General features: G+C 36.0%; 20 protein-coding genes. 16 read left to right on the top strand and 4 right to left on the bottom strand.

From position 1 onward, the window contains the following. Window positions 1-1,914 (bottom strand): zinc-dependent metalloprotease (locus ACJAT0_RS06040; RefSeq protein WP_415180935.1); only part of this gene is annotated, 1,914 nt, incomplete at its 3' end. 371 nt (window positions 1,915-2,285) lie between these two features. Here ACJAT0_RS06040 and ACJAT0_RS06045 point away from each other — a divergent pair. The 11 genes from ACJAT0_RS06045 (at window position 2,286) to ACJAT0_RS06095 (ending at window position 13,631) form a co-directional block, all read left to right on the top strand. Further along, entirely contained in the window at window positions 2,286-2,480 is a 195-nt protein-coding gene (locus ACJAT0_RS06045) for a hypothetical protein (protein ID WP_415180936.1), read from the top strand. A gap of 119 nt (window positions 2,481-2,599) precedes the next feature. Further along, window positions 2,600-2,761: a hypothetical protein gene (locus ACJAT0_RS06050; protein WP_415180937.1), complete on the top strand. Its 162-nt coding sequence runs from the start codon at window positions 2,600-2,602 to the stop codon at window positions 2,759-2,761. A 361-nt stretch (window positions 2,762-3,122) separates the two neighbouring features. Then, window positions 3,123-5,324 carry a RelA/SpoT family protein gene (locus ACJAT0_RS06055; RefSeq protein ID WP_415180938.1) on the top strand — a complete coding sequence of 734 codons (2,202 nt, stop codon included), beginning with the start codon at window positions 3,123-3,125 and terminating at the stop codon, window positions 5,322-5,324. Between the two features lie 4 nt (window positions 5,325-5,328). Then, window positions 5,329-5,793, top strand: a complete 465-nt coding sequence (locus ACJAT0_RS06060; protein WP_415180939.1) for a Fur family transcriptional regulator — start codon at window positions 5,329-5,331, stop codon at window positions 5,791-5,793. Window positions 5,794-5,795: 2 nt separating this feature from the next. Continuing rightward, the gene (locus ACJAT0_RS06065; RefSeq protein ID WP_415180940.1) at window positions 5,796-7,067 is read left to right on the top strand and encodes an adenylosuccinate synthase; all 1,272 of its coding nucleotides are present in this window, start codon (window positions 5,796-5,798) and stop codon (window positions 7,065-7,067) included. Window positions 7,068-7,145: 78 nt separating this feature from the next. Beyond that, window positions 7,146-8,105 (top strand): DUF368 domain-containing protein, encoded by a 960-nt coding sequence (locus ACJAT0_RS06070; protein WP_415180941.1) that lies wholly within the window; start codon window positions 7,146-7,148, stop codon window positions 8,103-8,105. Continuing rightward, entirely contained in the window at window positions 8,106-9,125 is a 1,020-nt protein-coding gene (locus ACJAT0_RS06075) for a DUF368 domain-containing protein (RefSeq protein WP_415180942.1), read from the top strand. It abuts the gene before it with no gap. Next, the gene (locus ACJAT0_RS06080; protein WP_415180943.1) at window positions 9,100-9,891 is read left to right on the top strand and encodes a shikimate dehydrogenase family protein; all 792 of its coding nucleotides are present in this window, start codon (window positions 9,100-9,102) and stop codon (window positions 9,889-9,891) included. The genes ACJAT0_RS06075 and ACJAT0_RS06080 overlap by 26 nt, the downstream gene beginning before the upstream one ends. A 65-nt stretch (window positions 9,892-9,956) precedes the next feature. Further along, window positions 9,957-12,191 (top strand): DUF349 domain-containing protein, encoded by a 2,235-nt coding sequence (locus ACJAT0_RS06085; RefSeq protein WP_415180944.1) that lies wholly within the window; start codon window positions 9,957-9,959, stop codon window positions 12,189-12,191. Window positions 12,192-12,348: 157 nt separating this feature from the next. Then, window positions 12,349-12,993 (top strand): hypothetical protein, encoded by a 645-nt coding sequence (locus ACJAT0_RS06090; RefSeq protein WP_415180945.1) that lies wholly within the window; start codon window positions 12,349-12,351, stop codon window positions 12,991-12,993. Between the two features lie 119 nt (window positions 12,994-13,112). Continuing rightward, window positions 13,113-13,631, top strand: a complete 519-nt coding sequence (locus ACJAT0_RS06095; protein WP_415180946.1) for a CIA30 family protein — start codon at window positions 13,113-13,115, stop codon at window positions 13,629-13,631. Between the two features lie 76 nt (window positions 13,632-13,707). Here ACJAT0_RS06095 and ACJAT0_RS06100 read toward each other — a convergent pair whose 3' ends face one another. From ACJAT0_RS06100 to pfkA, 3 genes are all read right to left on the bottom strand, one after another. Continuing rightward, window positions 13,708-14,571, bottom strand: coding sequence for an N-acetylglucosamine kinase (locus tag ACJAT0_RS06100; protein ID WP_415180947.1), 864 nt, complete (start codon window positions 14,569-14,571; stop codon window positions 13,708-13,710). Between the two features lie 69 nt (window positions 14,572-14,640). Further along, complete coding sequence (gene gap, locus ACJAT0_RS06105; RefSeq protein ID WP_374003517.1) at window positions 14,641-15,645, bottom strand: type I glyceraldehyde-3-phosphate dehydrogenase; 1,005 nt, start codon at window positions 15,643-15,645, stop codon at window positions 14,641-14,643. Between the two features lie 309 nt (window positions 15,646-15,954). Continuing rightward, window positions 15,955-16,941, bottom strand: a complete 987-nt coding sequence (gene pfkA, locus ACJAT0_RS06110; protein WP_415180948.1) for a 6-phosphofructokinase — start codon at window positions 16,939-16,941, stop codon at window positions 15,955-15,957. A gap of 116 nt (window positions 16,942-17,057) precedes the next feature. Between pfkA and ACJAT0_RS06115 the strand changes: the two genes are divergently transcribed. From ACJAT0_RS06115 to ACJAT0_RS06135, 5 genes are all read left to right on the top strand, one after another. Next, entirely contained in the window at window positions 17,058-18,800 is a 1,743-nt protein-coding gene (locus tag ACJAT0_RS06115) for a sodium:solute symporter family protein (RefSeq protein WP_374003515.1), read from the top strand. A 786-nt stretch (window positions 18,801-19,586) separates the two neighbouring features. Then, a complete protein-coding gene (locus ACJAT0_RS06120) occupies window positions 19,587-19,850 on the top strand; it encodes a hypothetical protein (protein ID WP_415180949.1) in 264 nt (87 codons plus the stop codon). Between the two features lie 793 nt (window positions 19,851-20,643). Continuing rightward, a complete protein-coding gene (locus tag ACJAT0_RS06125) occupies window positions 20,644-21,066 on the top strand; it encodes an HNH endonuclease (protein WP_415180950.1) in 423 nt (140 codons plus the stop codon). A 20-nt stretch (window positions 21,067-21,086) separates the two neighbouring features. Then, window positions 21,087-21,332 carry a hypothetical protein gene (locus ACJAT0_RS06130; protein ID WP_415180951.1) on the top strand — a complete coding sequence of 82 codons (246 nt, stop codon included), beginning with the start codon at window positions 21,087-21,089 and terminating at the stop codon, window positions 21,330-21,332. Window positions 21,333-21,695: 363 nt separating this feature from the next. After that, window positions 21,696-22,217, top strand: a complete 522-nt coding sequence (locus ACJAT0_RS06135; RefSeq protein ID WP_415180952.1) for a hypothetical protein — start codon at window positions 21,696-21,698, stop codon at window positions 22,215-22,217. Window positions 22,218-22,279: the final 62 nt, after the last annotated feature.

The raw sequence follows: 22,279 nt of genomic DNA on the forward strand, positions 1-22,279 counted from the left end.
AGTTCCTGCTTGCGTAGGTTTCTTGAGATCTTCATAAACACCGCCTACATTAGTAACAACATGTCCTACATATCTAGAATAAACACCTAAAAGCTCTCCATAAAGCTCTTGTAGATCGTCGTAATTATTAGTTTGCTCAGAAGTCCATTCTGGTAAATTTTGAGCTACATATTTTAAGTTTTTTATTCCATAAGTACTCGCTTTTATAGGATTGTTACCTATCGCTTCTGTCTGTGATTGTGGATCAAACCTACTGCTCTGACGGCCAAATTTATAGTTGGGATCGCCAGCTTTTTCCATAATCCAACCGTTCAATACAGTCGTTTCTTGCTCTGGTGAGCTGGTGTTAGGGATCACTCGATAACCCCAATTGGTGGCATAATGATCATAAGGACCCATCTGACGTACAAATCTGATATTTTCATCTCCAGGTTGAGCGATGTAATTGTAACGGGCATAATCCATCAAACTAGCGGCAATACCATTCTTTTGAGTAAAATCTCCGTTTCTGTAATCTTCTACATCATACGCATAACTCGCAGCCATGTTATGAGGAAAACCAAGGGCATGACCTACTTCATGTGCAATTACCTGACGCATCATCTCTCCTATTTCTTCTGACTCTGTATCAAGAGTGCGCGCACTAGGGTTTGCTGCTCCTGTTTCTAATAAATACCTATTTCTATAGGATCTTAAATGATTGTGATACCAGATAATATCACTTTCTATAATCTCTCCGCTACGTGGATCGCTTACTGATGGTCCTACAGCATTACGGGTAGTACTCGCTACATAACGAACCACAGAATAACGTATGTCTTCTGGACTAAATTCTGGATCTTCTTTTAGTGTTGGAGCATCTCTTGCAATAATCGCATTTTTAAAGCCCGCTGTTTCAAATGGCTTTTGCCAGTCTTCAATACCTTGCTTGATATATTCTTTTAGACTTTCTGGTGTTCCTGGATCCAAGTAGTAAATAATAGGTTTTACGGGTTCTACCAATTCCCCTCTTGCATAAGCTTCTGGATCTTTAGGTTCCAATCTCCACCTTCGTATGTATGTTTTTTTATCTGCTTTTAGAGCGGTACTAGAATAATCGATTTGATTCACTGTGAAAAAGCCGACTCTCGGATCGTATAATCTAGGTTGCATAGGCTCTTTAGGAAGAAGAATCATGGACTGATTCACTTGCATACTAATAGAACCTAGAGAACCATTAGATGGCGGCTCTGAAGCTGTAAATGTAACATCTTGTTTTACCTCAATATTTTCTGGAAATGACTTTACAGAGTTGATAAAACTTCTGTCTTTATCGAGTCCTCTTACTTTATATAATTTCCTTAATCTAGGACTCAAACCGCTGATAGAAGGAACGTCCGTACTAAGGAATTTAGTGACCTCTATAACAGTAGCCGTAGAGTCTGCATCAAACGCCATGATATCAAACGCATACATGGTAGGCTCGTAATTATTTACTTTTACAGAACTGTTGATCGCTGCGGTAGTATCTAAAGCTACTTCAGAATAAGATTTTACTTTAAGAAGAATTTTATTTTGAAAGCGTTCCCAAGAAACCACTTGTTGATTTGTTTTACTACCCGCATTCATATAGCCACCACCTAAATTAGAAGGTATTTGTGCAATACGAGTAACCCATAACATGTCTGTATCAAGCAATCTATTGGGGATCTCATAGAAGTAGTCCTGTCCTACTTGGTGAGTTTTAAAAAGGCCATCGTCTGTTAAGGCGTCTTTAGTAATCACTTTATCGTAATCTTTAAATTTTGATTTCTTTTTACTGTTTTCTTGCGTAATTTCTTTATTAGCCTGATCGATAGATTTTTGTGTCGTCTTGCAACTACTCAGCATTAAGGTCATGGCTAAAACAGCGCTTAAGGGGATCATTTTTTTCATTTAGTTGTAGTAAGGTGAATTAAGCCAACAAAGTAGGTACAATTTCCTATGATTCATTTGAGATTAGGAAAGCTTAACACAACTCTAAGAAGTGAAGGTTAAATTTGTAGCCTACTTTTCATTTAAAAAATTAAGACTTTTTATTTATGAATAACTATTTTTTGATCGGATTATGCTGCCCCTTATCGGTTCTTATTTCTTGTAAACAACCTGCCGATAGTAGCATGGATAAACTGTTTTATATTTAAGTCATGTATGCCGAAAAAGAGAACCTTGTATTTTTTTGGAAAGACACATATAGCCAACAACTACATAATTTTACCAATCTCAATGATCATCTGCAATAAGGTGAAAAGAAATTAACCTACGCCATGACGGGCGGTATGTATCTTAATGATGGAATTCCGCAAGGGTTATATGTAGAAAATGGTCCTGTTGAAAAACCACTCAATACCCTTCAAAAGGCCTATGGTGATTTCTACTTACAGCCTAATGATGTTTTTGGTACTCAAAAAAATGTTAAACCAATCGTTGCGACAAGTGACAACCAACAATTGCTGAATTAAATTACACCTCACCATCGGAACCTATGCCCCGTCATTAAGGTGTGCTGCACCCAGCTTTCACTGAAGGCTCAGAATATATACACTTGCCCAACGCGATAGGATTATGAACAGATGGAAGCTTGCTATTTGTCCTGTCTAAAGATAAAATCAATTTCTATGATTTTGCAGACTTCTTTAAAGGTCAAGGTTGTAAAAATGCTTTGTATTTGGATGGTTTTGTTTCTCGAGTTTATGATTCCAAAAATGGATGGGGATTTTGGAGTTATCAGAGGAACTTCTAGCAGTGTCTATAAAGTTTGAAAACCTGCTTTTATGGAGCCTGTTTAACAGACGTATACCTGATCCAAAATTATAAAATATGCTTACAGGAACCAACAGGGCAAACCATAAAAAACCGGTTGGAAGAGAAGGAATTAAAAACTTAGTTTACGCAATTCTGAAAATTAAATAAGATATAGAGCATTAGCACTATTAAAGTCAGAGTGAATGGAGGCCTGTTTTTAATTTCCGTTCGCACTACGTGATTATTTTAGGTCACTGGAATAGTCGTTGTTTTGCTTTCGCGAAAGCGGTATAAAAATACACCTTTAGAAAACCTAAATTAATTGCTCATATGCACAAAGAAGCTTAACTTTACTACATATGACTGATGTCGAGACTAAAGAAGAAAATAAACAGATAGCTAGAGGGTATAAAGATCTTTTAAAGATTAGTTATCAATTGCTTACCGACGAGGATAAAAAGTTGATTAGAAAAGCTTTTGATATTGCGGTGGAAGCGCATGCCCCACAACGACGCAAATCTGGAGAAGCCTATATTTTTCATCCTATCGCCGTTGCAAAAATTGTGGCTAAGCAAATTGGACTCGATGCTACTGCAATTGCCGCTGCATTGCTACACGACGTTGTAGAAGATACCGCTTATACTTTATCTGATATTGAGCGTCTTTTTGGCGAGACTATTGCAAGAATAGTAGATGGCCTGACAAAAATTGCTCATCTTAAAAAGGATGCTGATATCTCACAACAGGCAGAGAATTTCCGTAAGATGTTATTGACTCTTAATGATGACATACGTGTGATCATTATAAAAATTGCCGACCGTTTGCACAACATGCAAACAATGGACAGTATGCCTGACTACAAACAGGTGAAAATTGCAAGCGAGACTTTATATATCTATGCGCCTATTGCCCATAGATTGGGACTTTACAATATTAAAACCGAGTTAGAAGATTTGGGTCTTAAATACACAGAGCCTGAGGTTTTTAATGATATCCAGCAATCTATTGTTGAAAGTAAAGAAGAACAAAAAGCATATATACAAGACTTTAGTGGTGTAATAGACGAAAGTCTTCAAAAGGAAGGACTGGAATACCTTATTTCTGGAAGACCAAAATCAGTTTTCTCCATACGTCGCAAGATGCTCAAACAAAGTGTGACCTTTGACGAGGTCTATGATAAATTTGCTGTTCGTATTATTTTTAGAAGTGATCGCGCTAACGAAAAGTTTCTTGCTTGGAAAATATACTCTGTTGTTACAGATCACTTTACACCCAATCCCGTTCGCTTAAGGGACTGGATCAGTTCTCCTAAATCAACAGGTTACGAAGCCTTACACATCACGGTAATGGGACCAGATGGAAGATGGGTAGAAGTTCAAATTAGATCTGAACGCATGCATGAAATAGCCGAAAAAGGATATGCAGCTCATTACAAATACAAACAAGGAAGTAAAGAAGATGGTCTTGAAGAGTGGTTGAATAGGTTGCAGGAAGCGCTGGAAAATCAAGATGGAAATGCCATCGATTTTGTAGAACAATTTAAACTGAATTTATACAGCAAAGAAATTTTTGTTTTTACTCCCAATGGAGAATTGAAGTCGCTACCAAAAGGATCGACACCATTAGACTTTGGTTTTGCTATTCATACAGAAATAGGACTGCACACTCGCGGTGCCAGGGTTAATGGTAAACTCGTTCCTTTATCGCATGAATTAAAGAGTGGCGATCAAGTGGATATCATCACTTCTGAAAACCAAAAGCCTACTAAGAATTGGCTAGATTATGCCACTACTGCTAGAGCAAGATCAAAGATAAAAGGGGCTTTAAAAGAAGACCAAAAAATAGTTGCCGCAGATGGCAAAGAAATTCTGTTGAGAAAATTAAAATCTCAAAAAATTGCTCTTGATGAGACCAGCGTGAACCAAATGGTTACCTTTTTCAAATTGAAAACCAGTCACGACCTGTTTTTTAGAGTAGGTAATGGAACCATAGATAATAAATCCATCAAGGAATATGCTAACAGCCGCAGTAATGCTTTGTACTCTTTTATTAAGAACAAAATACGAAAGCCTAGGGAGAACCCAGATCTCAATAAAGAAGAAGTTACTGAAAATTATGACGCACTTATTTTCGGAAAGGAAGGTACTAGCTTAGATTACACTCTTTCTAAATGTTGCAACCCTATAGCTGGAGATTCTGTTTTTGGATTTACAACAGTAAGTGAAGGAATTAAGGTTCATAAGAATAACTGTCCTAATGCTATAAGTTTGCAAAGTAAATTTGCTTATAGAATAATAAGCGCCAAATGGATAGACTCTACCCAAAGAGAATACAAAGCAGCATTGAAATTAACGGGAATAGATAGAATGGGACTGGTACAAGAAATTACCAGACTCATCTCAGATAATATGCATGTGAATATTAGGAATATTTCATTTAATAGCAATCACGGGATTTTTACTGGCGAAATAATAGTAGTGGTACCCAATAAAAATTTGCTGACTTCCTTAATTCAAAACTTAAATAAACTAAAAGGTATCGATAAGGTAACCAGATCTTAAAAATATGAGTGAAATTATTAACACACTTGGAAAAGAACAGGGAATTGTAAGGGAAGTGTTTACTCAGTTCCTCAGTGATAACAAGCATCGTAAAACACCAGAACGTTATGCAATTCTAGACGAAATCTACGCTAGTGAAGAGCACTTTGATGTGGAGTCCCTTTATGTAAAAATGAAGGAGCAAAATTATCGTGTAAGCCGCGCCACGCTATACAATACTATAGAATTACTGCTAGAGTGTAAACTGGTAAGAAGGCATCAATTTGGTCAAAATCAATCACATTATGAAAAGTCTTATTTTGACAGACAGCACGATCATTTAATTCTTACAGATACGCATGAAGTGATCGAATTTTGCGACCCTAGAATTGAGTCAATAAAAAAGACAATTGAAGAGGTTTTTGATGTGACAATTACCAATCATTCTTTATACTTTTACGGCGTTAAAAACAATACAGAAAAACAATAAACATGGCGGTAGATTTATTGCTCGGTCTTCAATGGGGCGACGAGGGAAAAGGTAAAATAGTAGATGTTCTCACTTCAAATTACGACATTATCGCCAGATTTCAAGGCGGTCCAAATGCAGGACATACACTGGAATTTGATGGAATAAAGCATGTTTTAAGAACAATTCCTTCAGGGATTTTTCATGAAAAATCTATGAATGTTATAGGAAACGGTGTAGTTATCGATCCTGTAGTTTTTATACAAGAGTTGGAGGGTTTAAAGAAATTTAAAATCGACTTTAAAAAGAAGTTGATCCTTTCAAGAAAAGCACACGTTATCTTACCGACCCACAGGTTGCTAGATGCGGCTTCTGAAGCTTCCAAAGGAAAAGCAAAAATAGGATCTACCTTAAAGGGAATAGGTCCTACTTACATGGATAAAACAGGTCGCAACGGTATTAGAGTAGGTGATCTAGAATCAAATACTTGGAAAGAAAAATACAGAGCTCTTGCAAATAAGCATGAAGAACTCATCGCTTTCCACAATGTAGATATACAATACAACCTTCCAGAAATGGAAGATGAATTCTTTAAAGCAGTTCAAATTTTAAAGGAATTGACTTTTATAGATTCTGAAGAATACTTACATCAAGCACAAAAGAATGGAAAAACCATTCTTGCTGAAGGTGCTCAAGGCTCTTTATTAGACATAGATTTTGGAACCTATCCTTTTGTAACTTCTTCTAATACCACGGCTGCTGGAGCTTGTACCGGCTTAGGAGTTGCTCCTAATCAAATAGGTGAAGTTTATGGAATCTTCAAAGCTTATACCACTCGTGTAGGTAGTGGTCCTTTTCCCACCGAGCTTTTTGATGAGGTAGGTGCTGAAATGGCGAGGATAGGTAATGAATTTGGAGCAGTTACTGGACGCGCACGAAGATGCGGTTGGTTGGATCTTGTAGCCCTTAAATACAGCTGTCAAGTGAATGGAGTTACTCAGTTAATGATGATGAAAGGCGATGTGCTCTCTGGTTTTGATACCTTAAAAATCTGTACTGCATATTCTTATAAAGGAAAAGAGATCACTCACCTACCATATAATATTGAGCCTGAAAACGTAACCCCAATTTACTCTGAGTTTGATTGCTGGAAAGAGGATCTTACTAAAATGCTGAAACCCTCACAATTTCCTAAAGAACTAGATGCCTACATTGACTTTTTAGAAAAGGAATTACAAATCCCAATCAAAGTAGTAAGTGTCGGGCCAGACAGAACACAAACCATACATAGGTAATGTTTTTCTAACATTCAAAATAATAACTCTCAAATCCCAAGAACCCACTCTTGGGATTTAGTTTTAAATATTTTTTTTATGTCTTTAAAAAAAAAGCTGACTATCGTTTTAAAAGGAATGCTAATGGGAGCTGCTGATGTTGTTCCAGGGGTTTCTGGGGGTACCATTGCCTTTATTACTGGAATCTATGAAGAACTGATCGAAACCATCGACGGTCTTGATATTAAGATGCTCAGAAACCTATTTAAAGTTGGTTTTAAAAACACCTTCATGACCTATAATCTAGGTTTCTTATTTTCCTTATTAACAGGTATTGCCATCAGTATACTCAGCCTGTCGAAGCTACTTACCTATTTATTACAGACATTTCCGGTCTTGTTGTGGTCCTTCTTTTTCGGTCTGATACTCGCCAGTGTTTTATATGTAGGTAAGCAAATTTCAAAATGGAATATAGCCGTCATTATTGCAATTATACTGGGAACCATAATTTCCTTTTACATTACTATAGCAGAACCTTTAGGTTCTCCAGATAATTGGTGGTACCTCATTTTCTCCGGTTTCATTGCTATTATTGCGATGATTTTACCAGGAGTTTCAGGAGCTTTTTTATTATTGCTTTTGGGAAGTTATAAAACAATTCTAGGCTCTGTATCTGGCTTGTTAGAAGCCATATTAGAAGGCAACTGGTCTCAGGCACGAGATTACTTTGTCACCTTATTTCTGTTTGTAATAGGTTGTATTTTAGGACTTAAAGTGTTTTCTAAAATATTAACGTGGTTGTTTAAAAATCAAAAAAACCTCACATTAGCGTTATTGACAGGTTTTATGATCGGATCGCTTAATAAACTATGGCCTTGGAAAGAGGTTGTGAGTTATAGAACTGACAGTCATGGTGAAGTAGTTCCTTTTTTAGAGAATAGTATTTCTCCTTTTGATGTCAAAGGAGAACCACAAATTTTGTATGTGATTTTGCTAACGGTAACAGGTTTTTTGCTTATACTTATAATGGAAAAATGGGCTAACAAAAAAACACTATAATTGGGACAATCCACAAGAAGTTTCACCGATAAAATATTCCTTATTTTTAAGGGAATAGCCATGGGAACCGCAAACAAGGTTCCTGGTATAAGTGGTGGATTGGTGGCTTATGTAGGCGGCTTTTACGAAGAGTTTATTTACTCCTTACAAAAACTTAATTTCAAGGCCTTTAAACTAGTAATCTCAGGAAGATTTGGGAGTTTTTATGAGTATATAAACGGTAAGTTTTTATCCTTACTCATATTAGGAGAAGCTATCAGTTACTTTACCGTCAGCAAAGGTTTTGATTTGTTAATTCAATATTACCCTGTTTTAGTTTGGGCGACGTTCTTCGGTATGATACTAGGGTCTATTTATTACATTTCAAAGAGTTATGGAGAGTGGACTCGTAGAAATGCCCTGATATTAATCTTAGGAATCGCCATTGGAATAGGAATTTCCTTACTCGATCCAGCTCAGCAAAACACTAATTTATTTTTTGTTTTCTTTTGCGGCATGATCAGTATATCTGGAATGACATTACCAGGACTAAGCGGTAGTTTTATACTCATATTATTAGGTAATTACGTCCTGCTTCTCGTAGACAGTATCAATGCCTTTTTTGATACTATGGTCGCTGTTGTTCAAGGAGATTTCTCTTGGTGGAACGATCCTGTACATATGGAAATGTTAGGTATTCTAACAGCCTTTTTGCTAGGTTCTATCGTTGGGCTCATCAGCTTATCGCATTTATTAGGATGGACTATAAAACATTATCGCAACGAGACTAATGCAATGATCATAGGTTTTATAACAGGCTCTTTAGGCGTGGTATGGCCTTGGAAAAAGGAAATTTTTCAGTTGACAGAAAATGGCCTACTTGCACTAGATAAAAATGGAAATAAAATACTTGAAAATTACAGCCGGTACTGGCCTGAGATGACTAACACACATACATGGATCGCACTATTGATGGCCGTAATAGGCTTTTTAAGTGTTTATATATTATATCGTTATGGAAATAAAGCAAATCCCTTCTAGCGTCTTCGGACTGGTAGGGGAACGTTTGGATTATAGCTTTTCACGGGCTTATTTTGGAGAGAAGTTTGACACTCTAAAACTAAAAGATCATCAGTATAGAAATTTTGAAATGAACAGGGAATTTTTGTTATCTCACTTTCGCGAAAGCGTCACTTACCATAAAGAAACATCCACTACAAAAGGGAAAAATGAGATTATAAGAGGCCTTAACGTCACTATTCCCTATAAAGTGGATATGCTACAAGTGGTGGATAAATTGAGTGAGGAAGCCAAAATTATAGGGGCTATCAACACCATTACCATTGAAGACAACATATGGACAGGTCACAATACTGACTGTTATGGTTTTGGAAAAAGTCTAGAATCTTTTTTACCCATTCAAAAAAACGCCCTTATTTTAGGAACTGGTGGAGCATCTAAAGCGGTTGCTTATACCCTAGAAGCCCTGCAAATTCCTTATCTATTTGTAAGTAGAAACCCTAAGGATGAGTATGCTATAGCTTATAAAGAAATTACTAAGGAAGCGATGGAACAGGTAAGTCTCATTGTAAATACGACACCATTAGGAGTGACACCCGATATTCATTTATATCCTAATTTGCCCTATGAATTAATGAACGAGTCACATATTTTATATGATTTGGTCTATAATCCATCACTAACTATGTTTATGAAACTAGGACAGCAGCAAGGTGCAAAGGTTATAAACGGTTATCAAATGTTAGTGCACCAAGCAGAAAAAGCTTGGGAACTTTGGAATAACTAAGTCCTTATAGAATTGTAGTTCAACTAGAAACTAATTATATTGCCAATCCTATTAAATAATAGATAATGAAAAAGAATGACAACCTGCACGAAGCAGACGGAAACTCACCAGAAATGGATAATGTGAATTTTGAAGCACAAGATACTTTAGAAAATGCTATGGTAGATGAAGCGACTTATCCTAAGCAAGCTACTGAAGGTGCTGCCAATACAGACACAGATGACGCTAGTGAGGAGCCTATGAAAGAGGGCTCCAATAAGGTCGAAGAAAAAGTAGAGGATTCCTCTACAACTCATGAAGATGCGATTGTTGATGAAAAGGATACCGTTGAAAAAACGACTGATCTGATCATAGAAATGGACGAAGATGAAGATGAAGTTGCTGAAAAGGGTGCTGAAAAAGAAAAAAATGAGTTAATAGTAGAAGTCCCAGCTACAACAATCGATGCAGAAGAGGATGAAGATGACAACGAACCAGAAGATGATAGTGTAAAAGAAATTGAAGAAAAGGATTATGATTCTTTGGAAATGCCGCTTCTCGTTGCAGAGTTAAGATATTTGATGCAGGAATTTCCTATCAACAGTTTTAGATCACAAGCCGAAGATATTAAAAAGGCCTTTGAAACAGCAGATGCTGATGCAAAGAAAGAAGCTCATGAAAAATTTAAGGAAGAGAATCCACCTAGTGAAGAGGCTCCTAGTCCAGAATTTGAGTATAAAAATGCACATGCGTCTGACTTTTATGACTTACACGCTTTATACAGAAAACAAAAGGGCCAGTTTCAAAGAGATAAACGCAAACAACAGGAGGACAATCTTGCCAAGCGTCGGGAGATCATTGAAGGTATCAAGCAACTCATCAATCAGGAAGAAAATATAGGAACTACCTTTAAAAAATTTCATCATCTACAAGAAAAATGGAAAGCTACGGGCACTATACCACATGATGCGTATAACATTACTTGGGAGGATTACAGACTCGCCACACAAAATTTCTATGATTATATAGATTTGAGTAAGGAATTAAGAGATAAAGATTTTGAACGCAACTTAGATTTTAGAAAAAAGATCATCGCTCGTGCTGTGGAACTCTGCGAGGAAGAGAATATACACAAAGCACTAAGAGAGCTCCAAGAACTTCACCGCATGTGGAAGGAAGACGCTGGACCAGTTGCTAAGGAGGAACGCGATCCCATATGGGATGAATTTAGTGCAGCCACAAAAATTATTCATGATAAGCGACAAGCTTATTATGAAGAGCGTGATAAAATGAGTGCTCATTACCAACTGGTAAAAGAAAATATTGTTGCAGAAATTGCAAAAATAACAGAACACGGCGCTAAGAATCATAAGGAATGGCAAGACAGGCTAGAAGAGATTAACGTTCTAAGAGAATTATTTACTTCTACAGGCCCTGCACCAAAGGCCATTAATAATGAATTGTGGAACCAGTTTAGGACTAGAACTAGAGAGTTCAATAAGGCTAAAAATGATTTTTATAAAGGTCTTAAAAAGGAGCAGCAAGATAATCTAGATGCAAAAATGAAGTTGATTGCAACTGCTGAAGAACATCAGGAAAATGAAAGTTTTGCAGAAGGCCTTCAGATTATGAAGCGCATCCAAGCAGAATGGAAAGAAATAGGTCATGTACCAAGAAAGGACAGTGATAAAATCTGGAAACGTTTTCAAAAAGCTTGTAATGGATTCTTTGAGAAGAAAACAGCGCAAAAGAAAGAAGATAGTAAGGAAGAAGTAGATAATTTTGATGCTAAGATGAAAGTCTATGATGCCTTAAAAGAAATGATTCCTCAAGATGATAAGAAAACCATGCTAACTGATGTTGAAAAGCACATGGCTAATTGGGCATCTATTGGACGTGTACCTTATAGCAAAAGAATGATTCAAGAGAAATTTGAAAAATTACTTCATGCAAAATTGAAAGCTTCAGGACTAAATGCTGTAGACGCAGAAATGCTAAAATATCAAAATAAGTTAGCGAGCTTGAAAAGTGGTGATGCGCAAGACTTTACAAATGAGCGCTTCTATTTGAAGAAAAGACGCGACGAACTGCAGAATGAGTTAAGACAATTAGAAAACAACCTACAATTCATTAATGCTAAAGACGATAAAAATCCGTTTCTAGTACAGCAAAGAAAAAACATTGCCGAGTTTACAAAAGAACTAGACGTTATTAAAGAAAAACAAAAGCAATTAAATATTCTTCAAAGACAGATGCAAAAAGAAGAAGATGAATCTGCCGCTGCGGTGTTAGCTGAAAATGAAGCTTCTAAAGAAGATTAACTGCACCAACCAAAGAGATGTTGTTTTTTAAAATTATATAACAAAAGCGCTGGTTGTTATCAGCGCTTTTTTTTAGCGGTATAAATCAAAGTAAATAATGATGTTTACATATCTTGAAAAAATATTAGGAAAAACTATAAAGTACTATGACTCTTTAATGGTTAGCAAGTCCGAGAAGGCGGTAATAACAAAAGCAGAAATTAATAAAGTGCTTATAGAGCTACAACCTCTTTCACTTCCAGCTAAAGCCTATAATCTTGACATAAAAGAAGACAATTATTCTAGTTTAAATCAATTGGTTAAAATTCCAAAGAATGCAAAAGGAGACCTTTTATCCTTTAAAGGTAGTTTTATAGTTGGTAATCGTACATTATTCCTTTTTATCAATGAAGATAAAGCCCGTACCGATAAATCAAATTATTCATTATTAATTGAAAAAACTGATGAACTAACATGGGATGGAAAGGGCGCTATATATGATGGTAAAGGTGTTCTTTTCCAAAGCCTACCTATATGGGAAGAAGTAATTCATCGTTTTCTAAAAATTCACAAACTGATAGTATCCTTACATCCTAAACATCCTTGGACCCTTTACAAAAAGGTAATGAGTAATTTTGAAATACCTCAAAAACAGGTCTATGTAGGTGGTTATCCTCAATGGCAGATCAACGATATAGATTTTCGCCAATTGAAAAATTTAAATTTTCTATTGGAGTACCAGCTGACAGATGGTAGCTTTTTCATTTTCTTTTTTGAAGATTGTCTTACTAAAGAAATCGTCACCATAACACAAAAAGGATAGCTGTTTTAATTTTCTACTTATAGTTAACTTATTGTTAACTAATAACTTGGTTATCTTTACAGAAATAAGGATGTCGTAATTTATAACGAGCCTCGGCATTATTTATTAGAATCTAATTAATGATAAACAATATTATAAAATTAATACCTACCGAAATAAAGTTTGGGAAAAACGAGTTTCGCTATAAATGGCTCACGTATAATGATACAGCCATTGGAGGAAAGTCTATCAGTAAGATAGAGCAATACGATAATCACCTTACTTTTAGAGGAAATTTAAAGTATACAAACAAAGCGGCTTGGAGTTGTTTAAGATCTAAAAAACAAGATCAAGATTTAAGCATGTACACTTCCATAGCTATTAAATTAAAATCTGATGGACTTCCCTTGGCTTTTCAAATGGAATATCAGGAAGGATGGCAAGATGAAAAAATAAGTTGCGTGATCCACACCATACCTAATGAATGGACCACCGTCCACCTTTCTATTGTTGATTTTCATCCAATAAGGTTTGGAGAAATAGTACCTGGAAAGTTAAATACATCTGTACTCCATCACATATTGAGATACAATTTTTATGTATCAAGTGAAGTTTCAATACCTTTTAGGTTAGAAATTGAATCGATACAATTTTCTTAAGTTGGAGGTTAGCTATAAATTAAAAATCCGTTTCATTAATTCGAAACGGATTTAGTTTTATGAATGATAAAAAATATTATACACTCTTTTGTAGCTTCTTTATATGATAATCTACTAATCCTTCAATAGGCCTGCGCACAATATTGCCGACTTCATAACCAAACTCAGCAGCGACTTGTTTAATCCTTGCCTGAGCAAAATAAGCTATGCTACCTACAAAATGTACTTCATGAGATTTTATTTCTTCTCTAAACTGTAAAATCATGTTGCGGGAAAACTTACGCAATCCTTTTCTCAAAAGTTTTTTGATATAACGTTCTTCTAAGTTTTGAAAAATAAACTCGGCATGACGAGCTAGAAATGCATTAGGATTAGACTGCTTATAAAGATTATACTTGATATAATCAGGGTCCATATTGTATGCCGCTTCAAACTTATTCATTAATTCTGTAGGCATGTTTTTAAAACCATAATCTCTTAATAAATTCTTTCCGTACCAATTTCCACTAGCTTCATCCATAAGTGTATAGCCTAGAGAAACCACACGTTGCTCAATATGTTCTCCATCAGAGAAACAGCAGTTAGATCCTGTACCTAATATACAAACCACTCCAGGATTATCTCCTACTGCTGCATAAACAGCTGCTGCGGTATCTTCTTTAACAATTACCTTACTATTATGGAAATAATTTACTAGTAATGTTTCTAAGGCTTTTCTTGGACCTTTTGTACCGCAACCAGCGCCGTAGAAGAATATTTGATCTACCTCATTTTTATGTGCTACTAAATCTTCACTTTCCTGAAGGCGATCTAATAATTCAGCAGGAGTTAAAATAGCTGGATTCATTCCACGCGTACGGGTTTTAAATAATTGCTTTCCGTTTGCATCCAGTGCAATCCAGTCAGACTTAGTGGAACCACTGTCAGTTATAAGAATCATAAAAATGAATTGAGTTTAGTAAAATAAAAAAAGCTGTGATTTTTTAAATCACAGCTCTTTATTTTAATTTTATAGCGAATTAACCTTTTCTGCAAGGTCTACAAGTTTACTCGAATAACCGAATTCGTTATCGTACCAACTTACTAACTTAAAGAAGGTAGAATTCAACTCGATAGCGGCACCTGCATCGTAAATACTGGTACGGGCATCACCTACAAAATCTTGAGAAACTACGGCTTCATCCGTATAGCCTACCACCCCTTTCATAACGCCTTTAGAAGCTTTTTCAAAAGCAGCATTGATTTCTGCAAGACTAGTTTCTTTTTCAAGCTTTACTGTTAAATCTACAACAGAAACATCTACCGTAGGAACACGAAAAGCCATTCCTGTAAGTTTACCTTCTAATTCTGGAATTACTTTAGCCACTGCAATAGCAGCTCCTGTACTTGCAGGTATAATATTGTTTAATGCACTGCGACCTGAGCGAAAGTCTTTTTTGCTAGGAGCATCAACAACTTGTTGTGTTGCTGTAGCTGCATGTACCGTAGTCATCAATGCCTCTTTGATACCAAAGTTATCGTTGAGAACTTTTGCCATAGGAGCAAGACAATTTGTAGTACAAGAAGCGTTGGATACTATAGTATGAGCAGCAGTTAAATCGGCATCATTTACACCCATCACAAACATGGGAACAGTCTTAGATGGAGCAGAAATAACTACTTTCTTAGCGCCTGCATCAATGTGTGCTTGTGCATTATCAAGATCTGTAAAGATACCTGTACAGTCTGCGACAACATCTACATCTACTTCATTCCACTTTAAGTTTTTAGGATCGCGTTCACTAGTCACACGTACCACAATTCCATCGATGATTAAATTGCCATCTTTGATCTCAATAGTTCCACCATAACGTCCATGAACAGAATCATATTCTAATAAATAAGCTAATTGCTCTACGTCTACTAGATCATTGATAGCGACTACTTCTACATTTTCTCTCTTCAATGTAGCTCTGAAAACGATGCGACCTATGCGACCAAAACCGTTAATTCCTAATCTTAATTTTTTACTCATCTTAGTTTACTTTTTATGTGCTGTTGTTTAAACAGCGGTTACTTATTTACACTCAAAATTTAATGTTCGAAATATGAGAATTCTAAATTAATAATTCTCTTTTCACTCTTTCTCACTTTAAGATAAAAGGCAGGTATCATATTCAGTTCACCAAGCTCTTTTTCTTTTTTTTCTTTTACCACTTATAAACTGCAGTGCTTTATTCACAAATAGGCAACTGCAAACATAGGATACTTGCTATAACTATCGGGAATCACTCCTAATGAGGCAAAGATGTTACACCACTACCAAACACATTTCACATTCCTCTTAAGTCGTCATGATATCACTCACACGTATCAATTCATCATCTATATCTGTTTTCCCTTTTACTGCTTTGTCTATAGGACATAATACCATTTTAGTATCTCTTATCCCTACCATGTAATTGGTCTTTCCTTCAAGTAAACTTTCTACAGCTTTCACACCCATACGGCTTGCGAGTACTCGATCAAAACAGGAAGGAGATCCACCGCGTTGCATATGTCCTAATACAGAAACGCGCACCTCATACTCCGGTAAATTTGCCTCCACATAGTCTTTTAATTCAAATACATTTTCTCCGGTTTTATCCCCTTCTGCAACTACAACAATACTGGAGGATTTTCCAGAAAGTCTCGATCTTTTTAAACTTTCGATCAACCGTTCTTTCCCTAAATCTTCTTCCGGAATTAAAATTTCTTCTGCTCCTGCCCCTACTCCAGCATTTAATGCGATGTTACCTACGTCACGTCCCATAACTTCTACAAAAAACAACCGATCATGAGAACTTGCTGTATCTCGTATTTTATCTATAGCATCAACGACCGTATTTAAGGCAGTATCATAACCTAATGTAAAAGAAGTTCCATAAATATCATTATCTATAGTGCCAGGAATTCCCATTACTGGAAAGTTAAATTCCTGCGAGAAAATCATTGCTCCGGTAAAACTTCCGTCTCCACCTATAACCACCAGAGCGTCAAGTCCTTTTTGTTTAGCATTCGCAAAAGCGATTTTACGACCTTCTTTAGTCCTAAAATCTTTAGATCTTGCCGTTTTAAGAATCGTACCACCTTTATTAATGATGTTATTGACACTACGAGCATTCATTTCTTTAAAGTCACCTTCTATCAAACCTTGATACCCTCTATAGATACCAACGCACTCGATTTTATGAAAAGCACAAGTACGTACAACCGACCTTATAGCCGCATTCATACCAGGTGAATCGCCTCCAGAAGTCATCACACCTATTTTATTCATCTTATTCTTCATTGCGTTTTTGATAATTTCTACGCTAATCTATTAAAGTTTTGTCATTGTTAATAGTGATTTATTCTATATTTAGCTTTTTACTAAAACTCAAACGTTATCGTTAACAACTTTTATTTATGAAATTAGAATTCATAGACCTTTGCATCATTATCATCTTCTTTTTGATCTCCCTTGCAATCGGTCTGATAGTGTCAAAAAAGAGCTCCAAGGACAGCTCCTCTTTTTATTTATCTGGTAGAAATATGCCTTGGTGGTTGCTCGGAGTTTCTATGGTCGCTACTACATTTGCGGCAGATACTCCTAACTTGGTAGCTGGACTTGTTCGTACTGATGGTGTTTCTGGAAATTGGGTTTGGTGGGCTTTTCTACTTACAGGTATGCTTACCGTATTTTTTTATGCTCGCTTATGGCGCCGAAGCGGTATTACTACAGATCTAGAGTTTTATGAAATGCGATACAGCGGTAAAAGTGCTGCATTCTTGCGCGGTTTTAGAGCACTTTATTTAGGAGTTGTTTTTAACATCATCATTATGGGGACTGTTTGCCTTGCTGCGATTAAGATAGGACACGTTATGTTTGGTTTTAGCGCCGCTACGACTCTTACGTTTGCCTCTATAATAACATTGGCCTATTCCTTACTGGGCGGTCTTAAAGGTGTTCTCATAACCGATTTTGTACAGTTTATTATTGCAATGGTAGGTTCTATATGGGCCACATGGTACATTCTTGATCTTCCAGAAATTAATGGAATGGCAAATTTAATCACACACCCTAATGTCCAAGACAAACTCCATTTTTTCCCTGATTTTTCTAACACCGACCTTTTAATGGGGATTTTTATCGTTCCTATTGCTGTACAATGGTGGAGTACTTGGTATCCAGGAGCAGAGCCTGGTGGTGGCGGTTATATAGCTCAGCGTATGCTTGCGGCAAAAGATGAGAAGAACGCTACTTGGGCAGTTCTCTTTTTTAATCTAGCCCATTATGCGTTGCGTCCGTGGCCATGGATTATCATAGGGCTTGCCTCTCTTATTATATATCCCAATCTAGAATCACTAGCCACCGCATTTCCAAATTTAGACCCTAGTTTTATAAAAGACGATTTGAGTTATCCAGCCATGCTTACTTTTTTACCAGCAGGATTATTAGGGTTGGTCGTTACTTCACTTATTGCCGCTTTTATGAGTACCATTTCTACCCATTTAAATTGGGGTTCTAGTTATGTGGTGAATGATTTCTACGCAAGGTTTGTGGATCGCAACGCCAGTGAAAAACAAAAGGTGGTTGTAGGGCGCTTTTCTATGATCGCCATGATGGGGCTTGCCGCATTACTTTCCTTTGTGCTCGAAGAGGCAAAGTTTGCCTTTGATCTGATTATACAAATCGGCGCAGGATCTGGATTATTATTTATTCTTAGGTGGTTTTGGTACCGCATCAATCCTTGGTCAGAAATAACAGCTATGGGAGTTTCCTTTACTATGGCCGTGCTGTTTTTTATAAACTCCAGCGAACTTTTAGGTTTTCAAAACCAGCTGCTAGGAGAGCTACAAAGCTGGGAAATGATTTGCTTAAATGTACTGATCACTAGTATTGCATGGCTAGCAGTAACTTTTGTAACAGATAAAAGCGACCAAAAAACCCTCGATAACTTTCAGGCAGCGATTTATGGTAAAGAGTCTAAGTTTCACAACTTCCAGTATAAAACGTTAGGGTTCCTTTTAGGCGTCATAGGCGTTTACAGTTTACTCTTTGCCACTGGTAAAATCTTGTACGGAGAGATGGCGATAGGTTTTGGATTGCTGGCGGTATTCTTAGTTTGTACCGGGAGTATTTTAGGTTTGAGGAAAAAGTTGTTTTAGAGGACTCTGACCTTATGTTTTAATAAAGTTACTCTTATATATATTTAATGGCAATTAACTAAATATATTTCGAATATCAATTAATACCTATATACCTGAATACAGTACCCGTTTTACATATATCAAGTCCCATTTTACTTCTTTGCATTACTCTCTTTTCCTATAGCTTTTTGTCTGCACAAAGGTTTGAAGGCTCCTATCAGAAGCCTACTATTCACAACACTACAATTATCTTTGCCGCAGAAGGTAATCTTTGGACAGTTCCTTTGCGAGGTGGCTTAGCACAAACATGAACCACCCATCCGGAAAAGAAAGTTTTCCTTCGATATCTCCTGATGAAAAACCCTTGCTTTCTCTGACAGCTATGAAGGACCAATGAAAGTTTATACCAAGCCCATCACAGTAGGATTCCCTATCCGATGGACTTAAGAGCAGGACGCATCTATCACCAACTCTTGGACCCCTAATGGCAAAGTAATTTACAACACTCGGGCATGGTCTAAGGTGCTTGATAATCAATTTGTAACCATAGACTTAGTCACCAAGCAAAAGACTAAGATTCCACTTGCTCAAGCGAGTGAAGCGTCTTATGGTAGCATAAGGAAAACGCTGTATTTCGTAAGACCAGCTTTTTATAGAAAAGTGACTAAAAAGGTATAAAGGTGGTACAGCCAGACACATATGGAACTTTGGAATGTTTGGAGCAGTTACTATTCCTTTTCTAAGGATAAAGTGTCTTTTTAAACAGGTAGGATAAGTAAGCCAAAAAACGAAAAATCAACAGCTATGAATAGAACATTATTAATTGCAATAGTAACAATCATTACACTTATTGCTTGTAGAACAAAAAGAAAAGAACCAATCAAATTTGAGAACATAGAAACGATTGAAAAAACCGGTAAAATTGAAAAAGCATTGACTAGATTTAAATCTTTTTATGTAGCATTAATAGTATTTAAAATCCGTGCAGATTTTATAAAATTGGGTTTGGAAAAGTTGGTGAATACATCGAATGGTTTGAAAAAGTTAGAGAATTTAAGAAAAATCTAGATTCAAAATTTTTAATAAAGAGAGGCATTTTAATAAAAGAATTACAACAATTAGGAATTGCTTATGTTGTTTGGGAAGGAAAAGAAACAGAAGTTACAAAGATCTTCAACAAAATATTTAGCGACGCCATTTCGTATAAACCAATTCAAGACGAAAAACCAACATCTTCGGAAAATATAAATTATGACCGACTGAAAAGCGACTATGAATGGTTTGAAAAAGTTAACAAATTTAAAAAAAATCCAGATTCAAAATTTTTAATAAAGAAAGGGGTTTTAATAGAAGAATTAGAACAATTAGGAATTGCTTATGTTGTTTGGGAAGGAAAAGAAACAGAAGTTACAAAGATCTTCAACAAAATATTTAGCGACGCCATTTCGTACAAACCAATTCAAGACGAAAAACCAACATCTTCGGAAAATATAAATTATGACCGACTGAAAAGCGACTATGAATTGTTTGGAAAATGGACCATAGCAAATACGATTGTCAAACAAAGTTATCGCCACAAAATTTATAAAAAAGAAAATGATATGTGGGAATAAGATTAAACAATTTTAAAATAGAAGGCCTTTCTAAAAAAGGTACTGATTATTATGTCAATGGATATAAACACGGAGAGTTTTACCGAATTGACAAAAATCTGCTGGGAAAAATTTAAAAATTCGGCTCGTGCTTCATCCGAGGATAATTTTATAACTTGCAATCAAGAGGCGATATACAATAACATTAGTGGCGCCCGTGATAAAAACAAAGCTGCTCTTTAATAACTAATAAGTAAACTCCATATAGAATGAAAAATATATATTTGATCCTATCATTGATTTTATTTAGTGTTAGTTGTTTTGCACAGAGTCGTTATGTCTCACAAACAACAAAAAAGGTTGTATTTGCTAGGGATGGCGGCATTTGCCAGTGCTGCGGTAGTTATGAAAATTTAGAATATGACCATATATCACCATATTCTTGCGGAGGTAATAGTGATGCCCCAAACATTCAGTTGCTTTGTCGAAAGTGCAATAGAAGTAAATCAAATAGTTGCTATTGTAAAGTACATTATAAAAAAGTAGGGATTAATTGTTGTGAAGGAAAGACCACTACAACTATACATAATAACTCTTCATCCACCACCAGTCAATGCTCAGGGACAACAAAAAAAGGGGCGAGATGTAAAAACAGAACAAAAAGTTCAAGTGGTCGATGTCACCACCATTAATAACAAAATAATTAAGAGTTATGAACAAGAATTTATTATTTGCAATAGATCTAAGTACGGAAGAAGTGATCGTTTCTGATTCATCCAAAGGAAGTAATAAAATAAATTTTATAGAACGTATGAAGCGAAGTGATAATGATATCTTTTTCAATGCTGTTCTGACTTTAACAAGCATTGCAAAATCGTCTGATTTTGATGCGATAATTTTTAAATCAATGGACAAAGTTTGCCAAATGATGTACCACAAATACAAAGAAACCATATAATTCCTCTAGACGCATTGATATACATTGGGAATCTAAAAAAAGACCTAGCCAGTAGCCAAAAACTGACCACATAACGTGTGTGTTACCATGAAAGCCTTTACATTTTAAGGTCTTGAGTACATAAAGTGTATTGCCTTTTAAATTCCAGTACGTTAGGATACAAATATATAGGTGTTCCGCTTTCGCGAAAGCAACATTCTTCACTTGGATCTAAACATGACGACCTCTTGATAAAAGTTCTAAAAAAGCTAAGGTTATAAAGTACCGTTAAAGAATTTACTAAATAAATAAATTTATTTTATCTATAAATGAAACAGGATCATTCTATATTTGGAATCTGCTAGGTTTTATTAAAAAAAACACATGAACAAATTTACCACTGCTCTGCTCCTATTTTTTTTGTTTCAGCTAGGCACGGCTCAAAATAAAACAGTTGTCACAATGAAGTCACATGTGATGAAGATGATGGAGCAAATAAGCGACAATGGGTCTTTTACAAGGAGCATCTTTAAAGAAAACATGGTGGCTATAGAACTATTGAGAAAAGCCGCTGATCTTCCAGAACTGAGGATGTCAGATACAAACAAAGCTGTTGTAAAATCAATAAAAAGAGCGGCTTACAACGAGTTGCTCCAAGAAGACCATCAAGCGATTATAGAGACGGCAACAAGCTTTAATATCAACTGGAAGAAAGTTAGATTTGAAGATTTTCTTTATAAATCTAAAGCCCTATTTAAACTGGGACAACCTGGTTTTGAAGGTTTGTTAATCTTTAAAGACAAGACACAAAAAGACATTCTTTTTACCTTGCGAGTGGATTTTATCATGCTGGGAACAGATCCTTATATTCTTGAAATAGACGATTTAAAAAAGGTGTTGAAATAGCTGGTTTCTGTTCCATAAATAAAGGAGCCATAGTCCGTTCGGACTTTAGGAATAGCACTTCT

The sequence above is a fragment of the Nonlabens sp. genome (assembly GCF_047636915.1).
In the GTDB taxonomy this organism is placed as follows: domain Bacteria; phylum Bacteroidota; class Bacteroidia; order Flavobacteriales; family Flavobacteriaceae; genus Nonlabens.

Coding starts and splice junctions, on each gene's coding strand:
- ACJAT0_RS06080 (WP_415180943.1), top strand. CDS start 9,100: ATGGAAATAAAGCAAATCCCTTCTAGCGTCTTCGGACTGGTAGGGGAA.
- ACJAT0_RS06090 (WP_415180945.1), top strand. CDS start 12,349: ATGGTTAGCAAGTCCGAGAAGGCGGTAATAACAAAAGCAGAAATTAAT.
- ACJAT0_RS06085 (WP_415180944.1), top strand. CDS start 9,957: ATGAAAAAGAATGACAACCTGCACGAAGCAGACGGAAACTCACCAGAA.
- ACJAT0_RS06095 (WP_415180946.1), top strand. CDS start 13,113: ATGATAAACAATATTATAAAATTAATACCTACCGAAATAAAGTTTGGG.
- ACJAT0_RS06130 (WP_415180951.1), top strand. CDS start 21,087: ATGAACAAGAATTTATTATTTGCAATAGATCTAAGTACGGAAGAAGTG.
- ACJAT0_RS06065 (WP_415180940.1), top strand. CDS start 5,796: ATGGCGGTAGATTTATTGCTCGGTCTTCAATGGGGCGACGAGGGAAAA.
- ACJAT0_RS06070 (WP_415180941.1), top strand. CDS start 7,146: ATGTCTTTAAAAAAAAAGCTGACTATCGTTTTAAAAGGAATGCTAATG.
- ACJAT0_RS06100 (WP_415180947.1), bottom strand. CDS start 14,571: ATGATTCTTATAACTGACAGTGGTTCCACTAAGTCTGACTGGATTGCA.
- ACJAT0_RS06045 (WP_415180936.1), top strand. CDS start 2,286: ATGACGGGCGGTATGTATCTTAATGATGGAATTCCGCAAGGGTTATAT.
- gap (WP_374003517.1), bottom strand. CDS start 15,645: ATGAGTAAAAAATTAAGATTAGGAATTAACGGTTTTGGTCGCATAGGT.
- ACJAT0_RS06055 (WP_415180938.1), top strand. CDS start 3,123: ATGACTGATGTCGAGACTAAAGAAGAAAATAAACAGATAGCTAGAGGG.
- ACJAT0_RS06125 (WP_415180950.1), top strand. CDS start 20,644: ATGAAAAATATATATTTGATCCTATCATTGATTTTATTTAGTGTTAGT.
- pfkA (WP_415180948.1), bottom strand. CDS start 16,941: ATGAAGAATAAGATGAATAAAATAGGTGTGATGACTTCTGGAGGCGAT.
- ACJAT0_RS06120 (WP_415180949.1), top strand. CDS start 19,587: ATGAATAGAACATTATTAATTGCAATAGTAACAATCATTACACTTATT.
- ACJAT0_RS06135 (WP_415180952.1), top strand. CDS start 21,696: ATGAACAAATTTACCACTGCTCTGCTCCTATTTTTTTTGTTTCAGCTA.
- ACJAT0_RS06060 (WP_415180939.1), top strand. CDS start 5,329: ATGAGTGAAATTATTAACACACTTGGAAAAGAACAGGGAATTGTAAGG.
- ACJAT0_RS06115 (WP_374003515.1), top strand. CDS start 17,058: ATGAAATTAGAATTCATAGACCTTTGCATCATTATCATCTTCTTTTTG.